The 26,310-nt window shown below is 38.3% G+C and carries 22 protein-coding genes; 15 read left to right on the plus strand and 7 right to left on the minus strand.

The features are described from left to right. Window positions 1-198 (minus strand): hypothetical protein (locus tag WKH56_RS34320; protein WP_342837754.1); only part of this gene is annotated, 198 nt, incomplete at its 3' end. 26 nt (window positions 199-224) lie between these two features. On the opposite strand from WKH56_RS34320, the gene WKH56_RS34325 reads away from it, so the two are divergent. Both WKH56_RS34325 and WKH56_RS34330 read left to right on the plus strand, forming a co-directional pair. Beyond that, window positions 225-968, plus strand: coding sequence for an ABC transporter ATP-binding protein (locus WKH56_RS34325; RefSeq protein ID WP_034267986.1), 744 nt, complete (start codon window positions 225-227; stop codon window positions 966-968). After that, complete coding sequence (locus WKH56_RS34330; RefSeq protein ID WP_047751679.1) at window positions 961-2,166, plus strand: ABC transporter permease; 1,206 nt, start codon at window positions 961-963, stop codon at window positions 2,164-2,166. The genes WKH56_RS34325 and WKH56_RS34330 overlap by 8 nt, the downstream gene beginning before the upstream one ends. Before the next feature lie 37 nt (window positions 2,167-2,203). Here the strand turns inward: WKH56_RS34330 and WKH56_RS34335 are convergent, their stop codons facing one another. After that, window positions 2,204-2,923 carry an EcsC family protein gene (locus tag WKH56_RS34335; RefSeq protein WP_028412549.1) on the minus strand — a complete coding sequence of 240 codons (720 nt, stop codon included), beginning with the start codon at window positions 2,921-2,923 and terminating at the stop codon, window positions 2,204-2,206. A gap of 113 nt (window positions 2,924-3,036) precedes the next feature. Further along, entirely contained in the window at window positions 3,037-4,245 is a 1,209-nt protein-coding gene (locus tag WKH56_RS34340; RefSeq protein ID WP_028412548.1) for a M20 family metallopeptidase, read from the minus strand. A gap of 224 nt (window positions 4,246-4,469) precedes the next feature. On the opposite strand from WKH56_RS34340, the gene WKH56_RS34345 reads away from it, so the two are divergent. Beyond that, a complete protein-coding gene (locus WKH56_RS34345) occupies window positions 4,470-5,135 on the plus strand; it encodes a phosphatase PAP2 family protein (protein ID WP_310884178.1) in 666 nt (221 codons plus the stop codon). Between the two features lie 47 nt (window positions 5,136-5,182). Here WKH56_RS34345 and WKH56_RS34350 read toward each other — a convergent pair whose 3' ends face one another. Both WKH56_RS34350 and WKH56_RS34355 read right to left on the minus strand, forming a co-directional pair. Further along, the gene (locus tag WKH56_RS34350; RefSeq protein WP_168761456.1) at window positions 5,183-6,571 is read right to left on the minus strand and encodes a hypothetical protein; all 1,389 of its coding nucleotides are present in this window, start codon (window positions 6,569-6,571) and stop codon (window positions 5,183-5,185) included. Window positions 6,572-6,654: 83 nt separating this feature from the next. Then, a complete protein-coding gene (locus WKH56_RS34355; RefSeq protein WP_013055327.1) occupies window positions 6,655-7,161 on the minus strand; it encodes an antibiotic biosynthesis monooxygenase family protein in 507 nt (168 codons plus the stop codon). Window positions 7,162-7,346: 185 nt separating this feature from the next. On the opposite strand from WKH56_RS34355, the gene WKH56_RS34360 reads away from it, so the two are divergent. The 5 genes from WKH56_RS34360 (at window position 7,347) to WKH56_RS34380 (ending at window position 14,037) form a co-directional block, all read left to right on the plus strand. After that, window positions 7,347-9,476: a transglycosylase domain-containing protein gene (locus tag WKH56_RS34360; RefSeq protein WP_048020500.1), complete on the plus strand. Its 2,130-nt coding sequence runs from the start codon at window positions 7,347-7,349 to the stop codon at window positions 9,474-9,476. A gap of 196 nt (window positions 9,477-9,672) precedes the next feature. Then, window positions 9,673-10,716 (plus strand): uroporphyrinogen decarboxylase, encoded by a 1,044-nt coding sequence (gene hemE, locus WKH56_RS34365; RefSeq protein ID WP_013055329.1) that lies wholly within the window; start codon window positions 9,673-9,675, stop codon window positions 10,714-10,716. A 97-nt stretch (window positions 10,717-10,813) separates the two neighbouring features. After that, window positions 10,814-11,746: a ferrochelatase gene (gene hemH / locus WKH56_RS34370; RefSeq protein WP_028412544.1), complete on the plus strand. Its 933-nt coding sequence runs from the start codon at window positions 10,814-10,816 to the stop codon at window positions 11,744-11,746. Between the two features lie 137 nt (window positions 11,747-11,883). After that, window positions 11,884-13,305 carry a protoporphyrinogen oxidase gene (gene hemY, locus WKH56_RS34375; protein ID WP_013055331.1) on the plus strand — a complete coding sequence of 474 codons (1,422 nt, stop codon included), beginning with the start codon at window positions 11,884-11,886 and terminating at the stop codon, window positions 13,303-13,305. 162 nt (window positions 13,306-13,467) lie between these two features. Next, a complete protein-coding gene (locus WKH56_RS34380) occupies window positions 13,468-14,037 on the plus strand; it encodes a TetR/AcrR family transcriptional regulator (RefSeq protein ID WP_028412542.1) in 570 nt (189 codons plus the stop codon). Window positions 14,038-14,090: 53 nt separating this feature from the next. On the opposite strand, the gene WKH56_RS34385 is transcribed toward WKH56_RS34380, so the two are convergent. After that, a complete protein-coding gene (locus WKH56_RS34385) occupies window positions 14,091-16,259 on the minus strand; it encodes a peptidoglycan D,D-transpeptidase FtsI family protein (protein ID WP_168761458.1) in 2,169 nt (722 codons plus the stop codon). Window positions 16,260-16,540: 281 nt separating this feature from the next. On the opposite strand from WKH56_RS34385, the gene WKH56_RS34390 reads away from it, so the two are divergent. The 3 genes from WKH56_RS34390 to WKH56_RS34400 all read left to right on the plus strand — a co-directional run bounded on the left by WKH56_RS34390 (window position 16,541) and on the right by WKH56_RS34400 (window position 21,361). Then, complete coding sequence (locus tag WKH56_RS34390; RefSeq protein WP_013081692.1) at window positions 16,541-17,830, plus strand: ABC transporter substrate-binding protein; 1,290 nt, start codon at window positions 16,541-16,543, stop codon at window positions 17,828-17,830. Window positions 17,831-17,979: 149 nt separating this feature from the next. Continuing rightward, a complete protein-coding gene (locus WKH56_RS34395; RefSeq protein ID WP_310884179.1) occupies window positions 17,980-19,800 on the plus strand; it encodes a cache domain-containing sensor histidine kinase in 1,821 nt (606 codons plus the stop codon). After that, window positions 19,778-21,361, plus strand: a complete 1,584-nt coding sequence (locus tag WKH56_RS34400; protein WP_048020495.1) for a response regulator — start codon at window positions 19,778-19,780, stop codon at window positions 21,359-21,361. The genes WKH56_RS34395 and WKH56_RS34400 overlap by 23 nt, the downstream gene beginning before the upstream one ends. Before the next feature lie 38 nt (window positions 21,362-21,399). Here the strand turns inward: WKH56_RS34400 and yhfH are convergent, their stop codons facing one another. Continuing rightward, window positions 21,400-21,531 (minus strand): protein YhfH, encoded by a 132-nt coding sequence (gene yhfH, locus WKH56_RS34405; RefSeq protein ID WP_080968649.1) that lies wholly within the window; start codon window positions 21,529-21,531, stop codon window positions 21,400-21,402. A gap of 228 nt (window positions 21,532-21,759) precedes the next feature. Between yhfH and WKH56_RS34410 the strand changes: the two genes are divergently transcribed. The 4 genes from WKH56_RS34410 (at window position 21,760) to WKH56_RS34425 (ending at window position 26,010) form a co-directional block, all read left to right on the plus strand. Further along, the gene (locus WKH56_RS34410; RefSeq protein WP_034267959.1) at window positions 21,760-22,491 is read left to right on the plus strand and encodes an MBL fold metallo-hydrolase; all 732 of its coding nucleotides are present in this window, start codon (window positions 21,760-21,762) and stop codon (window positions 22,489-22,491) included. A gap of 15 nt (window positions 22,492-22,506) precedes the next feature. After that, the gene (gene lplA, locus WKH56_RS34415; protein WP_098626103.1) at window positions 22,507-23,496 is read left to right on the plus strand and encodes a lipoate--protein ligase; all 990 of its coding nucleotides are present in this window, start codon (window positions 22,507-22,509) and stop codon (window positions 23,494-23,496) included. A 169-nt stretch (window positions 23,497-23,665) separates the two neighbouring features. Next, window positions 23,666-25,198 (plus strand): fatty acid--CoA ligase family protein, encoded by a 1,533-nt coding sequence (locus tag WKH56_RS34420; RefSeq protein ID WP_028412536.1) that lies wholly within the window; start codon window positions 23,666-23,668, stop codon window positions 25,196-25,198. Between the two features lie 35 nt (window positions 25,199-25,233). Then, entirely contained in the window at window positions 25,234-26,010 is a 777-nt protein-coding gene (locus WKH56_RS34425; protein WP_047751671.1) for an enoyl-CoA hydratase-related protein, read from the plus strand. Window positions 26,011-26,310 lie beyond the last annotated feature (300 nt).

Here is a 26,310-nt window from a genome sequence, read left to right on the forward strand (position 1 = left end):
TGTAGACACCTCATCCCAAATGTAAGAAGCTTTGTAATGATTAGTTGTAATCAATAACTTGTTTTCCTTCTTCCCTATATAGAATGTCCCGATATTTCGATTATATTCTGGAAAAATTAACCGAAAAGAATTGAAAACGATGTGAGGACGAAAAAGATTTGGTACAATAGAGCAAATAGCGCTTGCGCTTGTAGACAAAAAAGAACAAATAAAAGGAGATCGTGATGGGTTCTTTATTGCAAATTAACAATATTACAGGGGGATATACGAAAACTCCCGTTTTAAAAGATGTATCGTTTGATGTAAATGCAGGTGAATTAGTTGGGTTAATCGGCTTAAACGGAGCCGGAAAAAGTACAACGATTAAACATATCATTGGATTAATGGAAGCAAAAAAAGGAAGTGTATCCATTAATAATAAAACCTTTCAACAAGACCCAACAGGCTATCGAAGTCAGTTTACGTTTATTCCAGAAACTCCTGTGCTCTACGATGAATTAACATTAAAAGAACATTTGGATATGACAGCTATGGCTTATGGACTTGAGCCTCAAGCATATGAAGCACGTCTGCAGCCGCTTTTAAAAGAATTTCGTTTAGACCGGAAGTTAAAATGGTTTCCCGCGCATTTTTCAAAAGGGATGAAGCAGAAGGTTATGATTATGTGCGCTTTTTTGGTTCAGCCGTCTCTTTATATTATTGATGAACCTTTTTTAGGTTTAGACCCGCTTGGTATTCAATCTTTACTTGATTTGATGACGGATATGAAAAAGCAAGGTGCAGGCATTTTAATGTCCACACACATTTTGGCGACCGCGGAGCGCTACTGTGATAAATTTGTTATTTTACATAATGGAGAAGTAAGAGCGCAAGGAACGCTTAAAGATCTTCAAGAAGAATTTCAGATGCGCAATGCTACTCTTGATGAAATTTATATTGAATTAACAAAGGAAGAAGGCTATGAGTAAGATTGACGCATTATGGAAGCAACGATTTCAGCAGTATTTAGTGGATGTAAGAAGATATACAAAATATATCTTAAATGATCACATTAAATTAGTGTTAATTTTTGCGATTGGCGGTTTAGCCTACTATTATCAACAGTGGTTGAGTACATTAACACCTGCGTTTCCTTCGGCTGTAGTGATTGCGATCCTTATGGGATTGATTTTAACAATGGGCCAAATTCAAACGTTTTTAAAACGACCTGATTTAGTCTTTTTGCTTCCTTTGGAGACGAAGCTGCAGCCTTATTTCAAAAAATCTTTTTGGTTTACCTTTACGATTCAGCTTTATATTTTATTATTTGCAACGGGTGCAGCAGCGCCTCTTCACGTAAAAGTAATGCATGATTCTTACTCAAATATTTTTGTGTTTTTTCTGCTATTACTCATTCTGAAAGTTGTAAACTTAGGCATGTCTTGGTGGGCCGTATGGTTTGAAGAAAAGTGGGCGAAGTGGACAGATTATATCGTCAGGTTTTTCTTAAACGCAGTTTTTACTTATTTCTTATTTTCGCATGCATACGTATTTTTCACAGGAATTGTAGCGGTAATTATGATTGCGCTAGCCGTTTATTATCGCTCTCTTACAAAAAGGAAGCCGATTAAATGGGAAAAGCTAATTGACTTAGAAGAAAAGCGCATGGGCTATTTTTATCGATTAGCTAATTTATTTACGGATGTTCCACAAGTCAAAGAACGAATCAAACGCCGTAGATATTTAGATTGGCTAGTAACACGTATTCCATTTCGTCAAAATGCTACTTACCATTACTTGTACACCAGAACATTTTTGCGATCAGGAGATTATTTAAGCTTGCTCGTTCGCTTAACTGTCATTGGCGGATTTTTAATTGTAGCTGCGCCGTTTCAATACGGCAATATAGTGGTTGTTTTATTTGTTGTATACATGACGGGTTTTCAATTACTCCCGCTTTGGAAGCAGCACAAGCAAATTTTATGGCTTTCTCTTTATCCAGTCGAAGCTAAAGAACGAAAAAGGGCATTTTTGGACGTATGGAAAAAAGCGCTGTATGTACAAATTCTTGTGCTCGCCATAGTGGTGGCTTTTTCTAATATAGTTGCTGCACTGCTTTCCTTGGCAGCAGGTGCTATATTTATTCACTTATTTGTAAATGCATATGTAAATAAAAAATTAACGTAAAAAAAGCTCCGAATGGAGCTTTTTTTACGTTTTTAGACTACTTTTGAGACGAAGATAATATCCGAAAGCGATAGACGTTCATCGCTACTTTTGTGAGATGATCAAGAAGCTGATAATTCGCATACGCACCTACAACAGCTCCAATTCCCGGCATCAGCTGAAACATTTTCACAACATCAATGTAATCGCGATATTCTTGTTGAAAAGCTTTCCAATCAAGCTCAAGAAGTTCCTCTTTCTTTTCCTCCCAGCTTTCTACTACTTCGAGCAGCTTCGTTCTATGGTCGTCGCTGCAAAAGGCAAGATGAAAAATATACAGCATATAAATGCGTTCTTCTTTTTCTTTTACATCAAAACCATACGTCGCGGCAATGTCAAATAAGCACTTCATTTTTATGGAAAGAAGAAGTGGGAAATCTGCTGCGCCTAAAAGGAGACCACCTGCACCAGTACCAGCTCCTTCTACAGCAGCTGTTTTTTTGTACTTAGGTATGAGCTCCAAAATTCTTTTCTCTTTTTCTTCAAACGAAAGACCGCTGACATCTCTTTTTTTAGTCGTGAAATCGGACCCAACAAGCGTGGTTTCAACCATTTTTTTTATACTTTCAGTTATAATTCTATGGACTTTAGCAGGGATTTTTTCATTTAGTTTAAGCTGTAAGGATTTTGCGGTACGCTGAAATTTAGAAGGTCGTTTCAACATGCTAAATTTCCAATGTTCAGCTTCTCGTAACACTTTTTCTTCATACGTATTCAAAAAAGTCACCTCTTTTCAGTCGATATAAATACTACGTTTTAAGTGAGAAAAAGTTTCCTAAAATAAAACAGCAAGCAATCGTCTGTTTATCTGTACGAATGCTTGCTGAATGATTAATTCGCTTTTATTGCGTTTTTAGAATGAGCTTGTTCTCTTAAATACTCAACAGCAGCCGTACCAAGCGTTTTCGCTGCGATAAGCATTGCTTTTTCGTTAAAATCAAATTTAGGATGATGATGAGGATAAGGAGCATCTACACCTTCTGGCTGAGCTCCTGTAAAGAAGAACGTTCCTTTAATATGCTGCAAATAATAAGAGAAATCTTCTCCAGTCATGTGAGGCTCCGTTTCTTCGACTGTATGAACTTCATCGATTTGAGAAGCAGCAGAAGCAAGAAAGGCCGTTTCTTCCGGGTGGTTTACGACGGAAGGATAGCCGCGCGTATAACTCAGCTCATAAGAAGCATCAGCCGTTAAGCATGTACCTTGGACAATTCGTTCGATTTCTTTTTCGACATCATTTCGTACATCTTCATTAAATGTTCTTACCGTTCCAATTAGTCGAGCAGAATCAGCGATAATATTAAATGCATTTTCTGCTACAAAAGAACCTATGCTTACAACCGCTGAATCAATTGGATTTACACGTCTGCTTACAATTTGCTGTAAATTAACAACAAGCTGAGAAGCGATGACGATTGAGTCTTTTGTTTTGTGGGGCTGTGCACCGTGTCCGCCTGCTCCTTTGATCGTAATTTCAAAGCGATCAGCAGCAGCCATAATAGGGCCCGTTCGATATTGAACCACACCAGTGGGAGTTAATGACCATAAATGCGTTCCGAATATCGCGTCTACACCGTCTAAGCATCCGTCTTCAATCATGGACTTGGCGCCTCCGGGAGCATACTCTTCGGCGTGCTGATGAATGAAGACGATTTTACCAGGGAGAGAATCTCTTATTTCAAAAAGCGCTTTAGCAAGGACTAAAAGAGTAGCCGTATGACCATCGTGGCCACATGCATGCATCACGCCCGGAACAGTTGATTGATAGGGTACATCTTTTTCATCTTGAATAGGAAGGGCATCAAAGTCGGCTCTCAAAGCTACAGTAGGACCAGGTTTTCCTCCTTGAATGCTTGCTACAATGCCGTTTCCTCCTACATTTGCTCGGTAAGAAATACCGATCTTGTCATAAAAAGACCGAATGTAGGCAGCAGTTTGAAATTCTTTAAAAGACGGTTCTGGATACTGATGCAGATATCGGCGAATTTGAACCATTTCATCAAATTTTTCTTCAAGTAAAGTATGTAGCTTGGAGTTCACATAACCATATCCTTTCTGTGTAAGTTGAATAAAGTTTTGAATTTTTTGACATTTTAATCATTATATCATTATCTATAAAAAAGAAAAGAATGTAAGCGTTGTTATTGAAAAAAGTAATTGAATCATGAAATATTTTATATACATAATAGATACATAAGATGAGAAATAGGGACAAAGAATGAGTTTTTTACCAATTTTCTCGTGAGATAATAGGAGGTAACGATATGGTAGATTCACAAACTGCATCTCTGTACAAAAAATTGATGTGGGCGTTTGGGATTGCGGGTCTCGTTTTTTTAGGAGTGTTGTTTGCTGTGTCGACAGATTCTTTTCAAGGAGACCGCTGGCTTGTTTCAGCTATAGATGACAGCACTATTCTTCAGTCAGCGTCATCTGTTTTTCACGGCCTGTCTTTTTTAGCTTCAAAAGTGATGATTATGGTTCTTTTAGCTGTACTTATTGTTTTTTTATTTTTTAAAAAAGACTATATTGGCATGATATCCTCATTTTTACTTATTTTAAGCGGCGATATTATTAATAAAGCCGTTAAAGATGCGGTAGAACGAGCCCGTCCTCTTGAAGGCATCGAAGGCTACAGTTTTCCAAGCGGCCATGCAATGATGGGAATTCTTATCTACGGTCTGATTTTCTTTTTTCTGATCAAGCATATAAACAATCAAAAGGTGGCCAAGTGGTATCAGCGGGCAATTACTTTACTTGTTTTGTTAATCGGCGTGAGCCGTATTCTGTTAAGAGAACACTTTTTAACAGATGTATTAGCTGGCTACAGCTTAGGGCTTATGTGGCTAATTGTAGGCATTTTCTTCTATACGCTTGTTTATGCGTATGTAAGGCCGTCAGCGGAAAAAGAGTTTCCAAAAGGTATGTAACAAATATATACATATGACCCCCTTCATCAAAAGAAGGGGGCTTTTGTTTAAACTAGGAACATTGCGACAATCGTTGTAACAACTAATCCAATCGCTACAGGTTTTAAATTGCGTCTAGCGAGTTCAAACGGACTGACTCCACAAATCGCAGCAGCTGGAATGAGCGCCCATGGAATCAACGTTCCCCCTCCAACCCAAATCGCAGCAATTTGCCCCAAAGCAGTTAGCGTGGCAGCGCCCGATCCTAAAGCAGATGCAAATAAATGAGAGACAGAGCCTACGAGTGAAATACCTGAAAAGCCTGAACCGTCTAACCCTGTAATAGCTCCTAGCGCAGTTATCGTCACAGTAGCGACCTGTGCAGTTAACGGTACAGTCGAAGCAAGTGCAACGCCTAGGTCATTGACAAGTCCATGTGATCCTTTCGGAAGAAAGTCACCAATGATTGTTTTGAATCCAGCATCTCCTAAATAGAAAAAAGCGGCAATCGGAATAACGGGACCGAATACTTTAAACCCAAACTGCAAGCCTTCAATCAAGTAGGAAGTGGTTTGTTCGAGACCTTTTCCTTTGTGAGCAATAAGCGACACCACTACTAAAATAAATAGAGCTGTACCTCCAACGAGAGCAGTGGCATCTCCTCCCTGTAAATGAAGGGCGAACATTGCCCATACGTCTATAGCAAAGAAAAGAGGAACTATAATGGCTAAAGCCCGGCGTAATGAAGGAGAAAGAGGTGTGGATTGGTTAGAAGAGCTGCTTGTTAAAATTGTCGGTTGCGACTGAATTTTATTGTGCTTCATATCTTGTTTTAGAAAGTAAAAAGCAGAGAGTGTGGTAACGACTCCCATCACAATGACAAGAGGGACACTTGCTTGAACAACCTCGTGAACCGGAAGACCTGCTGCGTCAGCGGTTATCTTAGGGGCAGCTTGAATAACAAAGTCTCCTGAAAGCGCAACGCCGTGGCCGAATAAATTCATCGCTACAGCTACGCCTATAGCTGGAAGTCCTACGCGGATGGCAACTGGTAAAAGCACGGCTCCAAGTAAAGCAACGGCTGGAGAAGGCCAGAAAAAATAGGAGATGGTCATCATAACTAATCCAATAACCCAATAGGCAAGAGTAGGTGTTTTAATGAGGCGAGCAAAAGGTGAAATCATCGATTCATTTATTCCTGTAGCCATTAAGACTTTACTCATGGATACAATAATTGAAATAATTAAAATGGTAGGAAGCAGTTCTGTAATGGCATAAATGAAGCTGGAAAAAACAGCGCTGACGGAGTGGCTTAACGAAGAGGTAGCCGTTAAGGAAAGCAAAAAAATCCCGAGTATACAAAGGATACTCGTATCTCGCCGCATAATCATAAAGCCGATAATGAAGGCGATAAAAAGGACATACATCCAATGAAGAGCTCCAAGCTCTATGCCCATAAAAATTCCTCCTAATAGGTGATGTAGTATACAATATGACGTTTGTGCCTATTGTGATACTCGCCTACTAGGAGGATGTTTACTTATTTAACTACGTGGTATGAGGTCACATAAGAAGGGCGAGAGAAAATCGATGGCTGCTGATCCACGCCTTCTGACGTACCGCGTTTTTTGTGTGCTTCATTATAGGCTTTTGAAGACTGCCAATCGCTAAATGAACTTTCATCTTTCCATCCTGTAAAGATAATGTATGTGTCATTTTGCAGTGGACGAAGCACACGAATAGCTGAAAAGCCTGCTTCATTTTCAATTAAACGAGCGCGTTGGCTAAATCGCTGTTCAAACAAAGGACGGCCTTCATCTGTAACTGAAATATTATTTAGTACAGCAAATCCGCTATCTGCAAGATCTCCAGAAGCATCTAATACTTCATAAGCATGTCCTTCTTTAAAAATTGTATCTCCATCTGTTTCGTGGACTAGTGCAAATTGATCGTCATCTTTGTGAAGCAGTAATAAACGTTCACTCGGATGTTCGTCGATCAACTTTTGAAGGTAAGGGCCTGTTCCGTAAGTAATAAAGATCTTCATGGATTATACTTCCTTTCTAATTGGGAATTGCATACAATTTACAATTGTAAATCATACTAAAATTATAAAATTTTACACACAAAAATTCAAAAATTGTGAACTTCTAATGAAGATGGTAAAGTAAAACATTGATGAAGTTGTTTTCCATATTATCAAAAGTTTAGCGGGAGAAAAGGGGTGGCACGATGTACAAAAAAGGCTTATACGCAATTGCTGCCTTAGTTGGAATTTTTCTATTAGGATTGATTGGATATATTATCATCTTGTTTCTTGGAAACTATGTAATTGATGAGAAAAAAATCGTCATGGACTCGGCTACGAGATTAGTCGATGAAAATGGAGACGAATTAACAAAGCTCTATGTGAAAAATCGGGACTTGGTTTCAATTGACAAGATTCCAAAGCATGTGCAACAAGCATTTATTTCAATTGAAGATGTTCGTTTTTATGAACACCACGGAATCGATTTTAAATCTATTGGCCGAGCATTATACCGAGATATATTGGCTGGAGGAAGTGTTGAAGGAGGAAGTACTTTAACACAGCAGCTGGCTAAAAATGTGTTTTTATCGAATGATAAAACGCTGCTTAGAAAAACAAAAGAAGTAGTGGTGGCCATTAACTTGGAGCAGCGTTACAGTAAGCAAAAACTGCTTGAAATGTATTTGAATCAAATATACTTTGGACACGGAGCCTATGGAATCCAAGCTGCATCCAACCTTTACTTCAATAAAGATGTCTCCGAATTAACGGTAGAAGAAGGTGCACTTCTCGCTGCACTGCCAAAAGCACCGAATTCCTATTCTCCTATTTTACATCCAGAAAAAAGTATAGAACGTAGAAATGTTGTGTTAAATGCCATGCAAAAAGCAGGTTATTTATCAGCTGAAAAAAATGTCCGTTTGCAAGGAAGAACGCTGGGGTTGAACATAAAGGAGCAGGCTGAAAATCCAGCGTATTTAACCTATATCGATATGGTTATCCAAGAAGCAGAGAAGAAATACAGCATTTCGGGCAATGAGCTTCTGCGCGGAGGTTATACGGTCAAAGTACCGATGAATATAAAAGTACAAGAAGCCGCCTACGAGCTGATGAAAGAAAATCGTTATTTTCCAGGTACAGATAACAGTGCCCAAGGTGCTTTTGTATTAGTCGATAACAAAAGCGGAGGAGTTTTATCTGTTATGGGAGGACGAGATTATGTACAAAAATCGCTCAACCGCGTAAATGTCAAAAGACAGCCAGGTTCTACGATGAAACCTATTGCGGTATATGGCCCTGCGTTAGAAGAAGGTCAATTCAAGCCTTATTCGTTGCTGCAAGACAAGCTTAGAAGCTACGGGGGATACACACCTAAAAACGTAGACGGCCAATATGCTAAAAAGGTAACGATGTACGATGCCTTAAAAGATTCTAAAAACGCAGCTGCCGTCTGGACATTGAATCAGCTAGGAGTTGAAACAAGCAAGCAGTATCTCACAAAGCTAGGAATTCCGTTAGAAGATAAAGGGCTTGCGATTGCTCTTGGAGGATTAAAGGAAGGAATTACACCGCTTCAATTAGCAGGAGCGTACCGGGCATTTGCTGAGAATGGAGAAAACATCCAACCGTACTTTATTCAAGAGATAAAAGATCAAGATGGAAAAGTGATTGCAAAAGCTGTTCCCGACACTCACAAAGCATTTTCAAAACAGACGGCTTGGTATATGACAAAAATGCTTCAAGGAGTTGTTAAAGAAGGAACCGCAAAAAATGGAGAGTTTAAAGGAGAGTTAGCAGGGAAAACAGGGTCTACTTCGTATACGAATGTTAAAGGAGCCACAAGAGATGCTTGGTTTGTTGGATATACCCCACATGTTGTAGGAAGCGTGTGGATGGGATATGATTCTACAAATGACCAGCACTATTTAACAAAAGGAAGTTCTTATCCAACTCTATTATTTAAAGACATTCTAACAAGAGCTGGTTACGACGAAGCTGCATTTCAAAAGCCAGCAGGCGTTAAAGATCTGCCAAAACCAATACGTTTAGAGCAAGTTAAAGACTTAAAACAAGAATTAACATTCCATCCATTTGGTTTGCTAACGGTAAGTTTATCGTGGACACCTTCACCTGATAAAAGAGCTGTTTATTATGTTTATGAGAAAAAAGGGGATAAAGCCGAATTGATTGGCAAAGTGAAGGGAAAAGGAGCATTTGAAAAAGAGCGTGTAAATCTGCTCGACAGTCCTACTTATTATGTAGTTCCTTACAATTCCCAAACACAACAAAAAGGAAAAAAATCCAACGAAGTAACACCTGCTCTTTTTCAATAAAAAAAGGAAGAGTAGGGCGATTTTTTGACATTTTTAGCAGGTGGCTATACAAGTCGTAAAGAAATGGGTATAGTGACAAGTAGAGAATATAACGTGAAACTTTAATCAGTAGAGGAACCGGTATGTTCCTTTGCTGATTATTGTCTGTCTAATCGAAGAAAATACGGATGGAAGACAATCGAGAAAGGTGGAAATTATGAGTCAAGGAACGTTTAACGATACTTTTTTAAAAGCCTGTAGAGGGGAAAAAACGGATCATGTTCCGGTTTGGTATATGCGCCAAGCAGGGCGTTCACAGCCGGAATACCGAAAGCTAAAAGAGAAGTACTCTCTATTTGAAATCACTCATCAGCCGGAGCTTGGGGCATACGTAACACGCCTGCCGGTTGAACAGTACGGAGTGGATGCAGCTATTTTATATAAAGATATAATGTCACCGCTTCCTTCAATTGGAGTGGATGTTGAAATCAAGTCAGGAATTGGTCCTGTCATTTCTAATCCAATTCAATCTTTAAGCGATGTAGAAAAGCTAGGAGAAATTACCCCGGAAGAAGATGTTCCGTATGTATTAGATACGATTAAGCTGTTAACAACAGAACAGTTAAACGTACCTCTAATTGGTTTTGCCGGTGCTCCTTTCACAGTAGCAAGCTATATGATTGAAGGAGGACCTTCAAAAAACTATAATAAAACAAAAGCATTTATGTACACGGAACCTAAAGCATGGTTTGCGCTAATGGATAAGTTAGCAGATATGACGATTACATATGTAAAAGCGCAAATTGACGCTGGAGCAAAAGCCATTCAAATCTTTGATTCATGGGTGGGGGCTTTAAATGTAGCGGATTATCGTTATTTTATAAAGCCTGTTATGGAGCGGATTTTTACCTCTTTGCGCGAAAAAAATGTACCTCTCATTATGTTTGGAGTAGGAGCAAGTCATTTGGCAAAAGAATGGCATGATCTGCCGCTGGATGTAGTGGGATTAGATTGGCGAACGCAGCTGGATGAAGCACGTGCACTAGGCTTAACAAAAACACTGCAAGGAAACTTAGATCCTGCTATTTTGTTAGCTCCATGGGAAGTTATTGAAGAACGTGTAACAGAAATATTAGATAAAGGGATGGCCAGTCCTGGTTACATCTTCAACTTGGGGCACGGCGTCTTTCCACAGGTTCAGCCGGAAACGTTGAAGCGTTTAACAACCTTTATTCATGAATATTCTGCAAATAGACAATAAATTGTCAAATAATTTGGAGCGCTAAACTTTGAATTTTTCTTTTTATTCATGGCAAAATGAAGACAAGTATTGAATCTAACAAAGAGGTGTCGAACACATGAGTAAAAAAGTAATGGGATTACTTGTAATGGCATATGGAACACCATATAAAGAAGAAGATATTGAACGTTACTATACACATATCCGCCGCGGACGTAAACCTTCACCGGAAGCCTTGGAAGATTTACAAAACCGCTACGAAGCAATTGGGGGCATTTCACCTCTTGCAAAAATTACGCAGCAGCAAATGGAAAGTCTAGAAAAGCGCTTGAATGAAGTACAGGATGAAATTGAATTTAAAGCGTATCTTGGCTTAAAGCATATTGAACCGTTTGTTGAAGATGCAGTAGAAGCCATGCATAAAGACGGAATTAAAGAAGCGGTCAGCATTGTGCTTGCACCTCACTTTTCAACGTTTAGCGTAAAATCTTATAATGGACGCGCCAAAGAAACAGCTGAAAAATTAGGAGGACCAATCATTCATTCCGTAGAAAGCTGGTACAGTGAGCCAAAGTTCATTCAGTACTGGGCTACACGTGTTAAACAAACGTTTGATTTAATAGACGAAGAGAAACGCCAAAAAGCCGTATTGATTGTTTCTGCGCATAGCTTGCCAGAAAAAATTATTGCAGCAGGAGATCCATATCCAAATCAGCTTCAAGAAACAGCGGATTTAATTGCACAAGCAGCTGGTATTGAACATTACGAAATTGGCTGGCAAAGTGCTGGAAATACGCCTGAGCCATGGATAGGTCCTGATGTCCAAGATTTAACAAGAGAACTGCATGAAGAAAAAGGCTATACGTCGTTCGTCTATACCCCGGTTGGATTTATCGCGGATCACTTAGAAGTACTTTATGATAACGACTACGAATGCAAAGTGGTAACAGATGAAATTGGGGCTGACTATTACCGTCCTGAAATGCCGAATGCACAGCCTGAATTTATCGATGGGTTAGCTACAGTTGTGTTAAAACGAATTGCCCGTTAAGTCAATATAGATTCTTTGTACGTTGAACAGGGACGAAAAGTAACTTATAATCAATATAAAGAAAAGTAAGAAGCGAGCTATGGGTTTCCATAATCGCTTCTCTTTATATTGAATTTTACAGAAAAGGCGATGATAACATGACGGATAGACGAAAAAAGGTTGTCATCATCGGTGGAGGAATAACAGGTCTTTCAGCTGCCTATTATTTGCAAAAAAAAATAAAGGATCATCAGCTGCCTATTGATCTTCAACTAATAGAAGCGACGCATCGGCTTGGCGGGAAAATTCAAACGGTCAAACGAGACGGTTATTTATTTGAAAAAGGTCCTGATTCATTTTTAGCGCGTAAGCTAGCTGCTACAAAACTGGCAAAAGAAGTGGGGCTAGGTCGGGAGCTAGTCGGAAATGAAAAGGGAAAATCCTATATTCTAGTAAAAGATACGCCGCATGCGCTGCCTGATGGTGCTGTAATGGGGATACCAACCAAGTTATCTCCTTTTATCACAACAGGGCTATTTTCGCCTGTTGGCAAGCTGCGCGCAGCAGCTGATTTTTTTATACCGAAGACAAAAAATCAGGATGACCGTTCGCTAGGCGTATTTTTTAGAAGACGGTTTGGTGATGAAGTTGTTGAAAATTTAATTGAGCCTCTATTATCAGGAATTTACGCAGGAGACGTTGATCGTTTGAGTTTAAGATCAACATTTCCACAGTTTTTGCATGCTGAACATAAGTACAGAAGCTTAATTGTTGGAATGAAAAAGCTAAAAGAAATTCACCCACAGCACGGTGATGATTCGGAGTTTAAAAAAAATAGCGTCTTTTTAACATTAAAAGAAGGTCTTCAATCGCTAGTAGATGGGGTAGAAAAAGCAATAGATCCTGATATTATTACAAAAGGAATAAAGGTAGAGAAAATTTATAAAGAAGATACCACATATGAATTATCCTTAAATAGCGGGAAAGTAATAAAAGCAGACAGCGTTATTGTAACTTCTCCTCATGCAGCTGCTCAGTCTATGCTCTCGGAATATAAAATATTCGAACCGTTAAAGCATATGCCTTCCACTTCAGTAGCTACTGTTGTGATAGCCTTTGCACAAGAAGCGCTGCAAGACAATCTAGATGCAATGAACATCGCCGTTTCCAGAAATAGCGATTACACGATTACGGCATGCACGTGGCTAAATAAAAAGTGGCCGCATGCGGTTCCGGAAGGAAAAGTGCTGCTAAGATGTTTAGTTGGACGAACCGGGGATGAAGCTGTGGTGGATCAGCCTGACGATGAAATTTTTAAAATTGTCCTGGAGGATTTGAAGAAGCTCATTACCATTTCTGCTGAGCCTGAATTTTACGCGGTAACGAGATGGAAGCAGTCAATGCCTCAGTATACGGTCGGACATCACGATATGCTAGATACAATGAACGAACAGCTTGAAAAAGAGCTTGCCGGTCTTTATGTAGCGGGAAGTTCATACGAAGGTCTGGGTATACCAGAATGTGTAGAGCAAGGAGAAGATGTGGCTAAAAAAGCGGTTAAATATGTGCAGCAGCTGTAGAAGTGGAGCGATGAATCAATGCTCCGCTTTTTTGTCTACTACCTGAAGAGAAAGGTTATGCTAAGAGAAGAGATTGTGGTTGAAAAGCAAAAGAAACTTATGCTATAGTAAAACCGTACTTGTTGACTGAAATATTCATTTGGTCAGAAAGAAGGGGATAACGTGGCTATAGACCGAAAGCAATCAGTTGTTGATGCAGCGTCAAAATCATTTGCGCTGTTTGGATATAAAGCAACGACTATGGAGCAAGTGGCGAAGCTTGCAAATGTCGGAAAAGGAACGATTTATACTTTTTTTAAAAACAAAGAAGAGTTATTCGATGAAATTGTGACACGAATGATTCGAGAAATGACAGATGCAGCTGAAACTGTCATTGACAGCAGCCGTCCTTTTTTTGAAAATGCCCAAGCAGCCATTTTTCGAATCTTAGAATTCCGCACTGAGCATCAGCTCATGCTGAAGCTGGTACAGGAACAGCAGTTAGGCACTACAGCAGTGCAAGAAGTGCTGGTGCGAGTAGAAGAAGAGATTTTGACTTATATAAAAAACAAAATCGAAATTGCGATTTCTAAAAAAGAAATCAAACCGTGCAACCCGGAGCTCACAGCTTTTTTACTATTTAAAATGTACATTGCACTCGTCTATGATTGGGAAAAACGGCATGAGCCGCTTTCAGAAGAAAAAATTGCTGAATTAATTGAACTATACTTTTTACGCGGTCTGTCTCAGTGAGATGGGCTTTTTTCATAGAAAAAACAAAAAAGGTCTCATGACGAGACCTTTTTTTATTGTTCATTATCATCTTTTTTTACGCCGTTTAATTCTGTATTTCCTGTTTTTGCATCTTCTTCTTTTTGCTCTACTTCTTTTTCGCCTTGTTTCTTAAGGTCGAAGTAAGCTTTAATAACTTCACCAGTAACTTTTTTGCTTAATGAATTCGAAGTTCCGGCTACATAAGCAGAAGGGATAACAACCGCTACGGCTACTTCGGGGTTATCATAAGGCGCGTATGAAACGAATGTAGAGTTACGAACGCTGACCCCTTTGTTGAAGGTTTCAGCTGTACCTGATTTACCAGCAATGTTGTATTTTGCATATGCTGTTCCGTTTCCTAGAGCTCTACCAGTTCCATTTGTGACTACGCGACGGAAACCTTGTTTAACAATTTCAATTTCTGATTGGCTCATCGTAATACGATTTAACACTTCCGGTTCAACAGAACTTTGAATACTTCCTTTTAGCTCGCTATCAAGCTCAGGCTCGCGGATTTCTTTTACTAAGTGCGGTTTCATGCGATATCCACCGTTAGCAATCGTTGAGATGTACTGAACAAGCTGAAGCGGTGTGTACGTATCATACTGTCCGATACCAAAATCCAACGCTTTACCCGGTTCGTTTGTGACGCTGTTACGAATACCCGTCGATTCATTTTCTAGGTCAATTCCAGTTGAAATTCCAAGACCAAACTGGCTATAGTATGAGCGCAGTTTGTTAAAAATAGATGGAGGAATATTCAGCTTTCCGCCAGGTCGATATGTTTCACCAGCCATGCTCATAACCGTACGGTACATGAACACGTTTGATGATTGTTCCAAAGCTTTTTGAATACCTGTTGCTCCAATTGGATGAGACGATTTTTTAATTGTTCCTCCAGCAAACTTCATCGGCGCATCGTAAAAAACCGTACCAGGCTGGATAGCGCCTGAATCAAGTCCTGCTAGAACGGTCGCTCCTTTAACTGCGGACCCTACTTCATAAGAAGTTGTCATGTTACCAAGAGCGAAGTCTTGTACTTTACGTGCTCCGGTTTGCTTATCAGTAACAAGCTGTTTTCCGCCCATTGCTAAAATGTCTCCTGTATGAGGATCCATCATAATAGCAAACGCTCGGTCCATTAATCGTGTTCCTTTGTCTCCAGAAGTCACAGCTTTTGTTAAAGCATCTTCGACTTGCTTTTGCAGCTCCATATCAATTGTCAAAATTAAGTCACTGCCGCGCTGACCTTCAGTAACGGTCTCCTGACTAACTAAGTTGCCGGAGCGGTCCGTTACGTTTTGTACGCGGGCTTTTTGACCCCGAAGAACGTCTTCATACTGCTTTTCTAAATAACTTTTTCCTACTCGGTCGTTACGGCTGTAGCCGTGTGACAAGTAGTACTGTAAGTTTTCGCTCGGCAATCCTTCATCAGCCGATGTGATTTTACCAAGCAAGGTACTAAGTAAGTCGTCGTATGTATACATACGGTCCCAGTAAGTTGTCGTATCAACGCCCGGTAAGTCACCCAGCTGCTCACTAATAACGGCAAGCTCTTTATCAGTTAAGCCGCTTTTAATAATTTGAGCGGTTAATGCGTAGCCGCCTTCCATCTTACTTTTAATAGCAATCACTTCAAGGTCATCTTTCACCGATAAAAGTTCGTTTTCGGTGATGCGCTTCAGCTGAAGAGGATACAAATCATCTTCAGAAAGCTGACCTTCTTTTACTTTTTGTTTATCCGCTGCGGTAATTTTTTTCGCTGCTGCTTTTGGATGAGTTGCAATCCAATAATCTTTTAAGTCGCGTTCTGTTAGCTTAATCGTATTTTTATCTTTCTTTTTATCCGATTTGCCAAACACGTCTGTTGTAACAGGAACATCAATAAGAGTGGCAAGCTTTTTAGCTACTTTTAGCTTGTCTTCTTGAGAGACGCCTTTCAAACGCGTGTACGTGACAGCGTTCAACGGTTTATTATCCACGATAACGCGGTCATAGCGGTCTAGCATCTTTCCGCGAGGAACCGGTGAATCTACCGTTTCATCTTCTGTTTTTTCAACTTCTCGTTTATAGTTCTCTCCGTACACAATCTGTACGAAGCCTAATCGTAAAATGAGTGCAGAAAAAAGCAGGAAAACCACAATAAACAGCCAGTTAATTCGAAATGAGACATGTGTTTTTTTGCGCTTTTTAGTTTTCATGTAAACCCCTTCACTTTGTTTATACAAGTTAAAAAAATTCATAAATTTTCTTATGAATCTATCACTCTACATATTAACATAATTTTGTCTATAAATGTTATTAGGTGGAATAAAACAGATAAAAATTTTATAGAAATTTTTGCGGAAGAAGAAAGACCTGTCGAAGGGTGCTGAAGGGGGGTGTTCAATATTTTCCACTCGGTTGTTCAATATTGTTACCTGTTCAAATGTCCTAGAATCGGTAAAATAAAGAGAGATAGATATCAAGGGGGGCAAAACGAATGAAAATGAAAAGGCTTTCAATAATGTCTGGCGTGTTAGCAACATCACTTTTATTTGCGACAGCATGTTCAAACTCAGGTACGGATTCAAAAGCAAGTAAATCAACAGGCTCAGGTGATCAAGTTGTTATTGATATGTTCCAGTTTAAAGTGGAAATTGCAGATCAGCTGAAAGAATTAACGGATGAATATACAAAAGAACATCCAAACGTAAAGTTTAACATCCAAACAGTCGGCGGAGGAGCGGACTATGGTGCAGCATTAAAAGCACAGTTTGCCTCTGGAAATGAACCTGATATCTTTAATAATGGAGGGTTCCAAGAAGCGCAAACGTGGAAGGATAAATTAGAAGATTTGTCTGATCAGCCGTGGGTAGATAATCTGTATGATATCGCTAAAGAACCGATGACAATGGACGGGAAAATCTATGGTCAGCCGCTAAACTTAGAAGGTTATGGTTTTATTTATAATAAAGATTTATTTGAAAAAGCAGGCATTAAAGAATTGCCTAAGACGCTGTCGGAATTAGAAGCAGCTTCTAAAAAGCTTAAAGCAAAAGGCATTACGCCATTTTCTAACGGATACGGCGAGTGGTGGGTGCTAGGTAACCACTTATTTAATATTCCAATGGCGCAGCAAGATGATCCAGATGCGTTTATTAAAGGTCTAAACGAAGGAAAAGCAAAATTTGAAGGCAATGAAACGTTTAAGCAATTTATGAATCTGTTCGATTTAACGTTAAAGTATGGAAATAAAAATCCATTAACGACAGATTACAATACACAAGTTACTCAATTTGCTTCTGGTGAAACAGCGATGATGCAACAAGGTAACTGGACGGTAAATATGATCACGAAAATCAATCCGGACATGAAAATGGGCTTTATCCCAATGCCGATCAGCAACGATGCGAAGAAAAATGATAAATTAGCAATCGGAGTTCCAAATAACTGGGTAGTGAACAAAAATGCACCAGATGCAGATAAAAAAGCAGCGAAGGAATTCTTAAATTGGATGGTTTCTTCTAAAGAAGGTCAAAAATTCTTAGTTGAAAAGTTCAAGTTCATTCCAGCGTTCAAAAACATCGATGGAAAAGGAATCGATTCTTTATCTGATGATATCTTAAAATACTCTGAAGAAGGCAAAACATTATCTTGGAACTGGTTTAAGTATCCAGAAGGAACGGTTCAAGAAGTAGGCGCAGCAATGCAGTCTTACGCAGGCAAACAAATGACGGAAGAAGAGTTTATGAAGAAATTAGATACAATTTGGGCAAAAATGAAAAAATAACCAAAAAGTCCGCGTGGAAAACGCGGACTTTTTGGTGTGAAAAAATAGCTGGTTAGATTCATAGTTATGAAAAAATAATAGTTAATTGAAAGCGCTTTTAATGTATAATAATAGTCATAATGTATGACATTAGTCAAAGGAGGTTATTTGTGAAAGGCTGGAGCATACGCAAGAAATTAATTTTGTTTTTCTTATTCGCAACCGTTATTCCCTTTTTAATTTCAACGATTTTTACGTATCAATACACAAAAGAAACGGTTAAGAATCGATTTATTTCTACCAACTATCAAGTTATTAAAAATGGAAGCAATGATTTGAGTGATTACTTAAATGAAATTGCTAATATTACAAAAAGGCTGTACGGCTACCACCCATTTATTAAAGTGTTAGATGAAGGCGTATCAAGTGATTTAGGAGCCAATCAACTGGAAATATCACGCACTCTTCTTTATTTATATAATACTCGTCCAGAGATTGAACAGCTCCATCTTTATATTGAGAACGGGCATGACTCGTATACAGCTTATAATTCGAAAGTGAGCAGCAGAGGGAAGTACGATGATATTTACACTCAGCCTTACTATTCTTATTTAAATAAACATCATAAATTTCTTGCCATTGAGCCTACCCATGAAATTTATAGCTACAATAATTTATCAACGTTAATTGACTCACTGCCGAATCAAGTTATTAGCTTTCATCAGCGGATTGATGAAATTCCATCAGACAAGTTGTTAGCTTATCTATCTTTAGACATTAACATGACCCAAATTCAATCTATATCGCAGCGCTTATATAATGAAGAGTCAGAAGATTTTTATTTAATGAACAATAAAGGGAAGGTTTTGTATTCTTCGGATTCAAAGGTTATTGGAAAAAACGAAAACTACCCGTGGCTAAAGGCGCTTACGTCTCAAGAGGATCACAGCATGGAATGGGAAGATAAAAGCTTCTCAGGCGTATTAATGTATGAAAAGCTTAAACAGCCTTTTGAGGACTTATACATTGTGAAGCGAATTCCTTACAGTGTTTTATATGAAGATGCAAGAAAGACAGCACTTATGAATGTATTAATTGGCCTGCCATTTTTGTGTATGCTCGTTATCGCTACGCTTTTTACATCGGTCCGTTTTACACAGCCGATTAACGTATTAATTCGCAATATGAAAGAAGTGGAAAAAGGATCATTTGAAGTCCGGTTTAAATCGCTTGGAAACGATGAATTTGGTGTTTTAGGAAGGCACTTTACCTCTATGGTAGAAACAATTAATGACTTAATTGAACGTAAATTCCGATTGGAGTTAGAAAATAAATCAACGCAGCTAAAAGTGTTGCAGTCACAAATTAATCCGCATTTTTTATACAACGCATTTCAATCGATTGGAACTCTTGCCCTTAAGCATAAAGCAGTTGAAGTATATTCTTTATTAACCTCACTTTCTCACATTATGCGTTACAGCATGAATATGAAAGAGGATATCGTTAGCTTAAAGCAAGAAGTCGATCACGTAAAAGCTTTCTTGAGTCTGCAGAAGCAGCGGTTTGGTTCAAAGTTTGAGTATGAGTTAAATATCGAAAAAGAGGCAGAGCTTATGCGAATACCGAAAATGATCTTGCAGCCTCTTGTTGAGAATTCTTTTAAACATGGATTCGAAACCCGCACAGGAAGCGGAAAGCTGTTGATTTCAGCGAAGTTAAACGGAGAAGAACTGATTCTAACTGTTTCTGATAACGGAAAAGGGATAGGAGAGCAAGAGTTGAATCAATTAAAAGCGAGACTTCAGCAATCGTATAATCAAACAGATGAGCATATTGGGTTGCAAAATATTTATGAACGACTTCGCATCTACTATGGAGATCATGCTTCAATGCAAATTAGCAGTCAAGAAAATCACGATTTTACCGTTGTCATAAAGCTAACAACAATTGAAGAAAAGAGGGATAGTGATGAAAGTATTAATCGTGGATGATGAAGAGCATGTAAGAGAAGGAATAAAGCTGCTTGGACAGTGGGAAGAGCATGAAATTACAGATGTGATAGAAGCTGATAGCGGTGAGCAAGCGATTGCGCTTATTGAGGATCACGGACCGGAAATCATTTTTACTGATATGAAGATGCCTAATATCGATGGAATTGCTTTGTTGGAGTGGATTAAAGAGAATTCACCTTCTAGCAAAACGATTGTGGTAACAGGGTATGATGACTACCACTATATGCGTAAAGCTATTCATTTTGGAAGTACGGATTATATTCTAAAGCCAGTGGATCCTTCGATTTTAAACGATACGCTTGTACGAGCTGTAACTCAATGGAAGAAAGAAGAAGAGTCCAGAAAAGTCCATAATAGCAGCTATCGTTTAATCAATGAAATGAAGCCGATTTATCGAGATCGAAAACTGACGCAGTTAATGAACAATTATTTGCTAAATCAATCAATCTATGAAGAGTTTGGTTTCCATCTGACTAGAGAATATGAAGTGGGGATTGTACGTGTAGATGAATCCATTATTCGTTCTTTTGGCGGTGACCGGGATTTAGCCTATTTTTCAATTTTAAATGTAATCAATGAAATGCTGATGGCAGGAGAAAATGGGGTAGCCTTCCGTTACTTATCAAATAAGTGGGAAATTATCATTATATTTTGGAATGATTTTGAACGCATCACCTCTTTGCTGACGACTTTACATACAGCAATTCGCCGTACGTTAGACGTGAGCTGTCGGATTGCAAGAGGGTGCAAAGTCTCTTCTATTGATCAGCTAATGAAATCCTATGAACATGCGAAAAACTCGCTTTTATTAAGCAATGTTCTTGATCAAAATAAAGTGAAGGTCTACGGCGAGCAAGACGTTTTAGCAAGTGCTTTATTAATAAATATGATGGATTATAACAGTAAAATTGAAGAAGCGCTGCAAGTAGGGAAGTTTGAAGCCTTTTTGCCGGTATTCAACGAAATTATCGCAGCTTTTGAAGCACAAAATTATCTATCATTAAAGCAAATTCTGCATTTTGAGCAGGAATATCAGCTGTTAAGCCAGCATTGGTTGAAAAGATATCACATTCCTTATACGATAAGTAATGGTCCTGAATATGTTCTTTCTTTTTTCTATAACCAAGATGGGCAGTTTCAGCTAGCAAAGTATGTAGAGAGAAAAAAGCGTGAAGTAAAGCGTTTTTTAAAAGTAATAAAAAGGTATAGCAAGAAAAACAATCGCGAAGTTATTTATGAGATCGAACAATTTTTGCAGCAAAATTTTCATCGAGATGTGAAGCTTCAAGAAATATCGGAACGTTTCTATTTAAGCCGTGAATACATTTCGAGAAAGTTTAAGCAAGAATTTCAAGAAAATATTTCAGATTATATGGTGAAAGTCAGAATGAATAAAGCCAAATCACTTTTACTAAATGAAGAACTAAAAATCTATGAAATTGCGAATATGATTGGATATCATGATGATAAATACTTTCGAAAAGTGTTTAAAAAAGTAGAAGGCATTACGCCAAACGAGTATCGCAGTTTGACCGTATAAAAAAAGCTGAAACTGTTATAAAACAGTTTCAGCTTTTTTTATTTCAAGATATCTAGGCAGTGATCGCATTTGTTTCCGTAGCACTCATGCTGTTCCTCGATGTCGTTTCCGCATTCTACGCACTTTTTATTGGGTAATCTTTTAAAAAATTCAGTCATTTTTTCTAACATTTAAATCCCCTCCGTTGTTTTTTGTTACTAATATTGTATTATAACAGATGTTGAAATGTCAATTATGTTTTATAACAATTTAGCCTATTTTGCTATTCTAAGTGGTTATTTGTTATATAACAATGAGTTATTTCGATAAAATAGGCAAAACGAGTATCTTTCAGTTAGTTTTCAAAAAAAAGTAGGGTATACTGAACGTAATAAAAATAGTACGAAAGGGTGATTGAAATGAAAGTAACTGTTATTGGTTTTTGGGGAGGATATCCTGCTGTTTCAGAAGCTACTTCTAGCTATTTAGTTGAGCACGATGGATTTCAGCTGCTTGTTGATTGTGGAAGCGGTGCATTAGCTCAGCTGCAAAAATATGCAAAACCAGAAGAAATAGATGCGATGATTTTATCTCATTACCATCATGATCACGTGGCTGATGTCGGAGTATTTCAATATGCTCGCCTCATTCAGACTCATCTAGGGAACGCTGTTAAGGAACTTTCTATTTACGGACATACATATGATCAGGAAAGCTTCAACAAACTTACTCATAAAGGAATTACCAAAGGAGTAGAGTACGATCCGAGTCAAAAACTTGACGTTGGGCCTTTTACAATCGAATTTATGAAAACGAAACATCCAGTCGTTTGTTATGCCATGAAAATAAGTGCTGGCAATCAAACCGTCGTGTACACAGCGGACTCGAGCTATTTAGAAGAATTTGTTTCTTTCTCAGAAAATGCAGATCTTCTTATTTGTGAATGTAACTTTTATGCTAGCCAAGATGGAAGCGGTGCTGGACACATGACAAGTACAGAAGCCGGTACACTTGCTTCTAAAGCAAGTGTCAAACAACTCATGCTTACTCACCTTCCACACTACGGAGAACACCAACAGCTAGTAGAGGAAGCTGCTGCTCATTATCAAGGTACGCTTACGTTAGCTGAATCAGGATACGTATGGGAATAACAAGGAGGAAAATGAATGTTATTTATTGATAATCAAAAAAATTATGATCCCCGAATTAACTTAGCAATTGAAGAATATGCGCTCAAGCATCTAGATATTAATGAGACATATCTGCTGTTTTATATTAATGAACCTTCTATTATTATTGGAAAAAACCAGAACACCATTGAGGAGATTAATACAAAATATGTTGAAGATCAGCATATTCATGTAGTGAGACGTCTATCTGGAGGCGGTGCCGTTTATCATGATAAAGGAAATTTAAACTTCAGCTTTATTACGAAAGACGATGGAAATAGCTTTCATAATTTTAAAAAGTTTACCGAGCCAGTCGTGGAAGCGTTAAAGAAATTAGGAGTCAATGCTGAGTTAAGCGGACGAAATGATTTAATGGCGGAAGGACGTAAAATTTCTGGAAATGCTCAGTTTTCGACGAAAGGAAGAATGTTCAGCCATGGAACTCTTCTTTTTGATTCAGAGATTGAAAACGTGGTATCAGCGTTAAAAGTAAAAAAAGATAAAATTGAATCCAAAGGCATTAAGTCTATTCGAAATAGAGTAGCGAATATCAGTGAATTTTTAGAACAGAAAGTAACGGTGGAAGAATTTAGAGAAATGCTGCTTCGGTATATCTTTGAGGGAGAAGAAAATATAACAGAATATAAACTAACGGAAAAAGATTGGGAAACGATTCATCAAATTTCTAAAGAGCGCTATCAGTCATGGGATTGGAACTATGGAAAATCACCTAAATTTAACTTACAGCACTCTCACCGCTTTCCTGTGGGACAAATTGACGTTCGTTTGGAAGTGAATAAAGGGAAAATCGATGCTTGCACCATCTATGGAGATTTCTTTGGAGTGGGAGATGTCCAGGAAGTGCAGGGAAAATTAACAGGTGTTCGTTATGAAAAAGCTTCTATTGAACAAGCCTTAGAGGACATCGATATTCCACATTATTTTGGTAATATTACAAAAGAAGAGTTTGTTGAATTAATCTATTAAGAAAAAAGTCTGCCACATCAGGCTTTTTTTCTTTTTAAACAGATGAGTCTTGTCAATAGAACAGCAGTAACATTATAATAGAATAGAAGAAGTAAGAATTTTTCCATTATTATGACTTAATAATGAATGGTTGTTCATTCATTCATTATTAAAAGGAGGAAGTTATGAGATGAATTTGTCAGCACAGCTTCATAAAACAGCTGAGCAATTTCCGCAAAAATCGGCATATGTTTTTATGGATCAGGAAACATCTTATGCAGATCTTGATGCATCGGTATCTAAGTTTGCTAATGGTCTGAAGCAATTAGGTGTAAAAAAAGGAGATCATATCGCTTTAATTGTCGGCAACTCGCCTCATTTTGTTATTGGATTGTACGGTGCTCTTCGAGTAGGAGCTACTGTTATACCCATTAATCCTATTTACACAGCGGATGAAATTAGCTACATGCTTCAGGATGGAGATGTAAAAGCAGTTATTGCGGTTGATTTACTTCTCCCTGTTTTAAAAAAAATCATTGGACACACTCCATTTTTGGAACACGTTATCTTATGTGAAACGACAGATACAGTGGAAAGTATACCTTCTTATTTTCACACGTTTTCGCAAGTTGTAAACAGAGGGGAAGCTACATATGATTTTCTCGAGTTAAAAGAAGAAGATGTGGCCATCATTCTGTATACGTCAGGAACGACTGGAAAACCAAAAGGAGCTATGCTTACGCATAAGAATATTTATTCAAACGCTCAAGACGTAGCAGATTATTTAAGTATAAATGGGAATGACCGAGTCGTAGCTGCTTTGCCGATGTTTCACGTATTTTGTTTAACTGTTTCATTGAATGCGCCTTTAATGAATGGAGGAACGATATTAATTGAACCAAAATTCAGTCCATCTTCTATATTTGAATTAATTCAAAATCGACAAGCGACTATTTTTGCTGGCGTTCCGACAATGTATAATTTTTTACTTCAGCATGACAAAGGGAAAAAAGAGCACTTTCACACGGTAAGGCTTTGTATATCAGGCGGGGCATCAATGCCGGTGGCACTTCTAACCCATTTTGAACGTAAGTTTGGGGTCATGGTAGCAGAAGGCTATGGATTATCTGAGGCTTCTCCTGTGACGTGTTTCAATCCGATTGATCGAGAGAGAAAAGCAGGTTCTATAGGCACATCTATTATGAATGTTGAAAATAAAGTGGTAAATGAACTGGGAAAAGAAGTAGAAGTAGGACAAGTTGGCGAACTTATCGTCAAAGGCCCTAATGTGATGAAAGGGTATTATAAGCTTCCTGAAGATACGGAATATGCTCTCCGAGATGGTTGGCTGTATACAGGTGACTTAGCAAGAATGGATAAGGAAGGTTATTTTTATATCGTTGACCGTAAAAAAGATTTAATTATTGTAGGAGGATATAATGTTTATCCTCGCGAAGTAGAAGAAGTGCTATATGCGCATCGGGATATTGTAGAAGTGGCTGTTATCGGAGTTCCTGATCCTTCTTTAGGTGAATGTGTGAAGTGTTACGTGGTTTGCAATAATCAAGAGATAACGGAAGAGAAGCTTATTGCCTACTGCAAAGAGCACCTTGCTAAATATAAAGTGCCAAGTGAAATTGAATTTTTAAAAGAACTTCCTAAAAATACAACGGGAAAAATTTTAAGGCGTGCACTGAAGCAGCAGGTATCTCAGGAGCGATAAAATGAAAGCGATTCCAATTTGGAGGTGGTAAAAGAATGTCATCTATTTCTTATGAAATAAAGGGACACGTCGCCCATGTGATACTGAACCGTCCGGAAGCGATGAATGCTTTTAATTACGATATGCTTAAAGAATTGGAAGAAGTAATTGAAGGAATTCGTATTCAAAAAGATATTCGAGTTGTGACGTTTAAAGGGGCAGGTGAAAAATCTTTTAGTGTAGGTGCGGATTTAAAAGAACGTAAAACCCTCTCTGATCAAGAGGTAAAGCGCAATATTTACAAAATAGGAGAAGTGTTTTCTAAGATAGAGCAGCTTCCTCAGCCAACGATAGCAATCATCAACGGATATGCATTTGGAGGAGGAATGGAGCTGGCTTTAGCATGTGATTTCCGGATCGCTTCAACAGAAGCGCTTATGGGTTTAACGGAAACAAGCTTAGCGATTATACCAGGCGCAGGAGGAACACAGCGTCTCCCTCGCCTAGTTGGTGAAGCAAAAGCAATGGAACTAATTTTAACAGCTCAGCGCCTCACGGCATCAGAAGCAAAAGAATGTGGTCTAGTAACGAAGGTAGCTCCTGGATATCAAATAGAAGAAACAATAGATATTTTTATCTCGCTTTTATTAAAAAATGGGCCAATTGCACTTCAGCAAGCAAAATTTGCTATCAAAGAAGGAATGAAGGCCGATTTGCAGACTGGTTTGCAAATTGAACGAAAAGCATATGAGTTAACGATTCCGACAGAAGATCGTCTAGAGGCGCTTCAAGCATTTGCTGAGAAGAGAAGACCTAGTTTTAAAGGGAAATAAGAAGGGGCTGTCTAATGGACAGCTCTTTTTTAATTTCTTCGTATAATGAAGAAATTGAAAAAAGTAAAGGGTTCAAGAATAGAGAAGGCAAAGTTTAAACCTAGCTTTTGCCTATAATATGATGATATGATCTAGATAAAACAGCCATCTGAATCAAAAAGTAATGATTTCGAATTTTTTTGTTAAAAACTGTTGACTTTAACAAAGATATATTTTATTATTATAAAGCGTCGTTGAGACATAACAGTAACAACGAAGCTGAAAAAAGAATTTTAAAAAGTTGTTGACATTACGTCGGTA

Source organism: Priestia sp. SB1 (assembly GCF_038898415.1).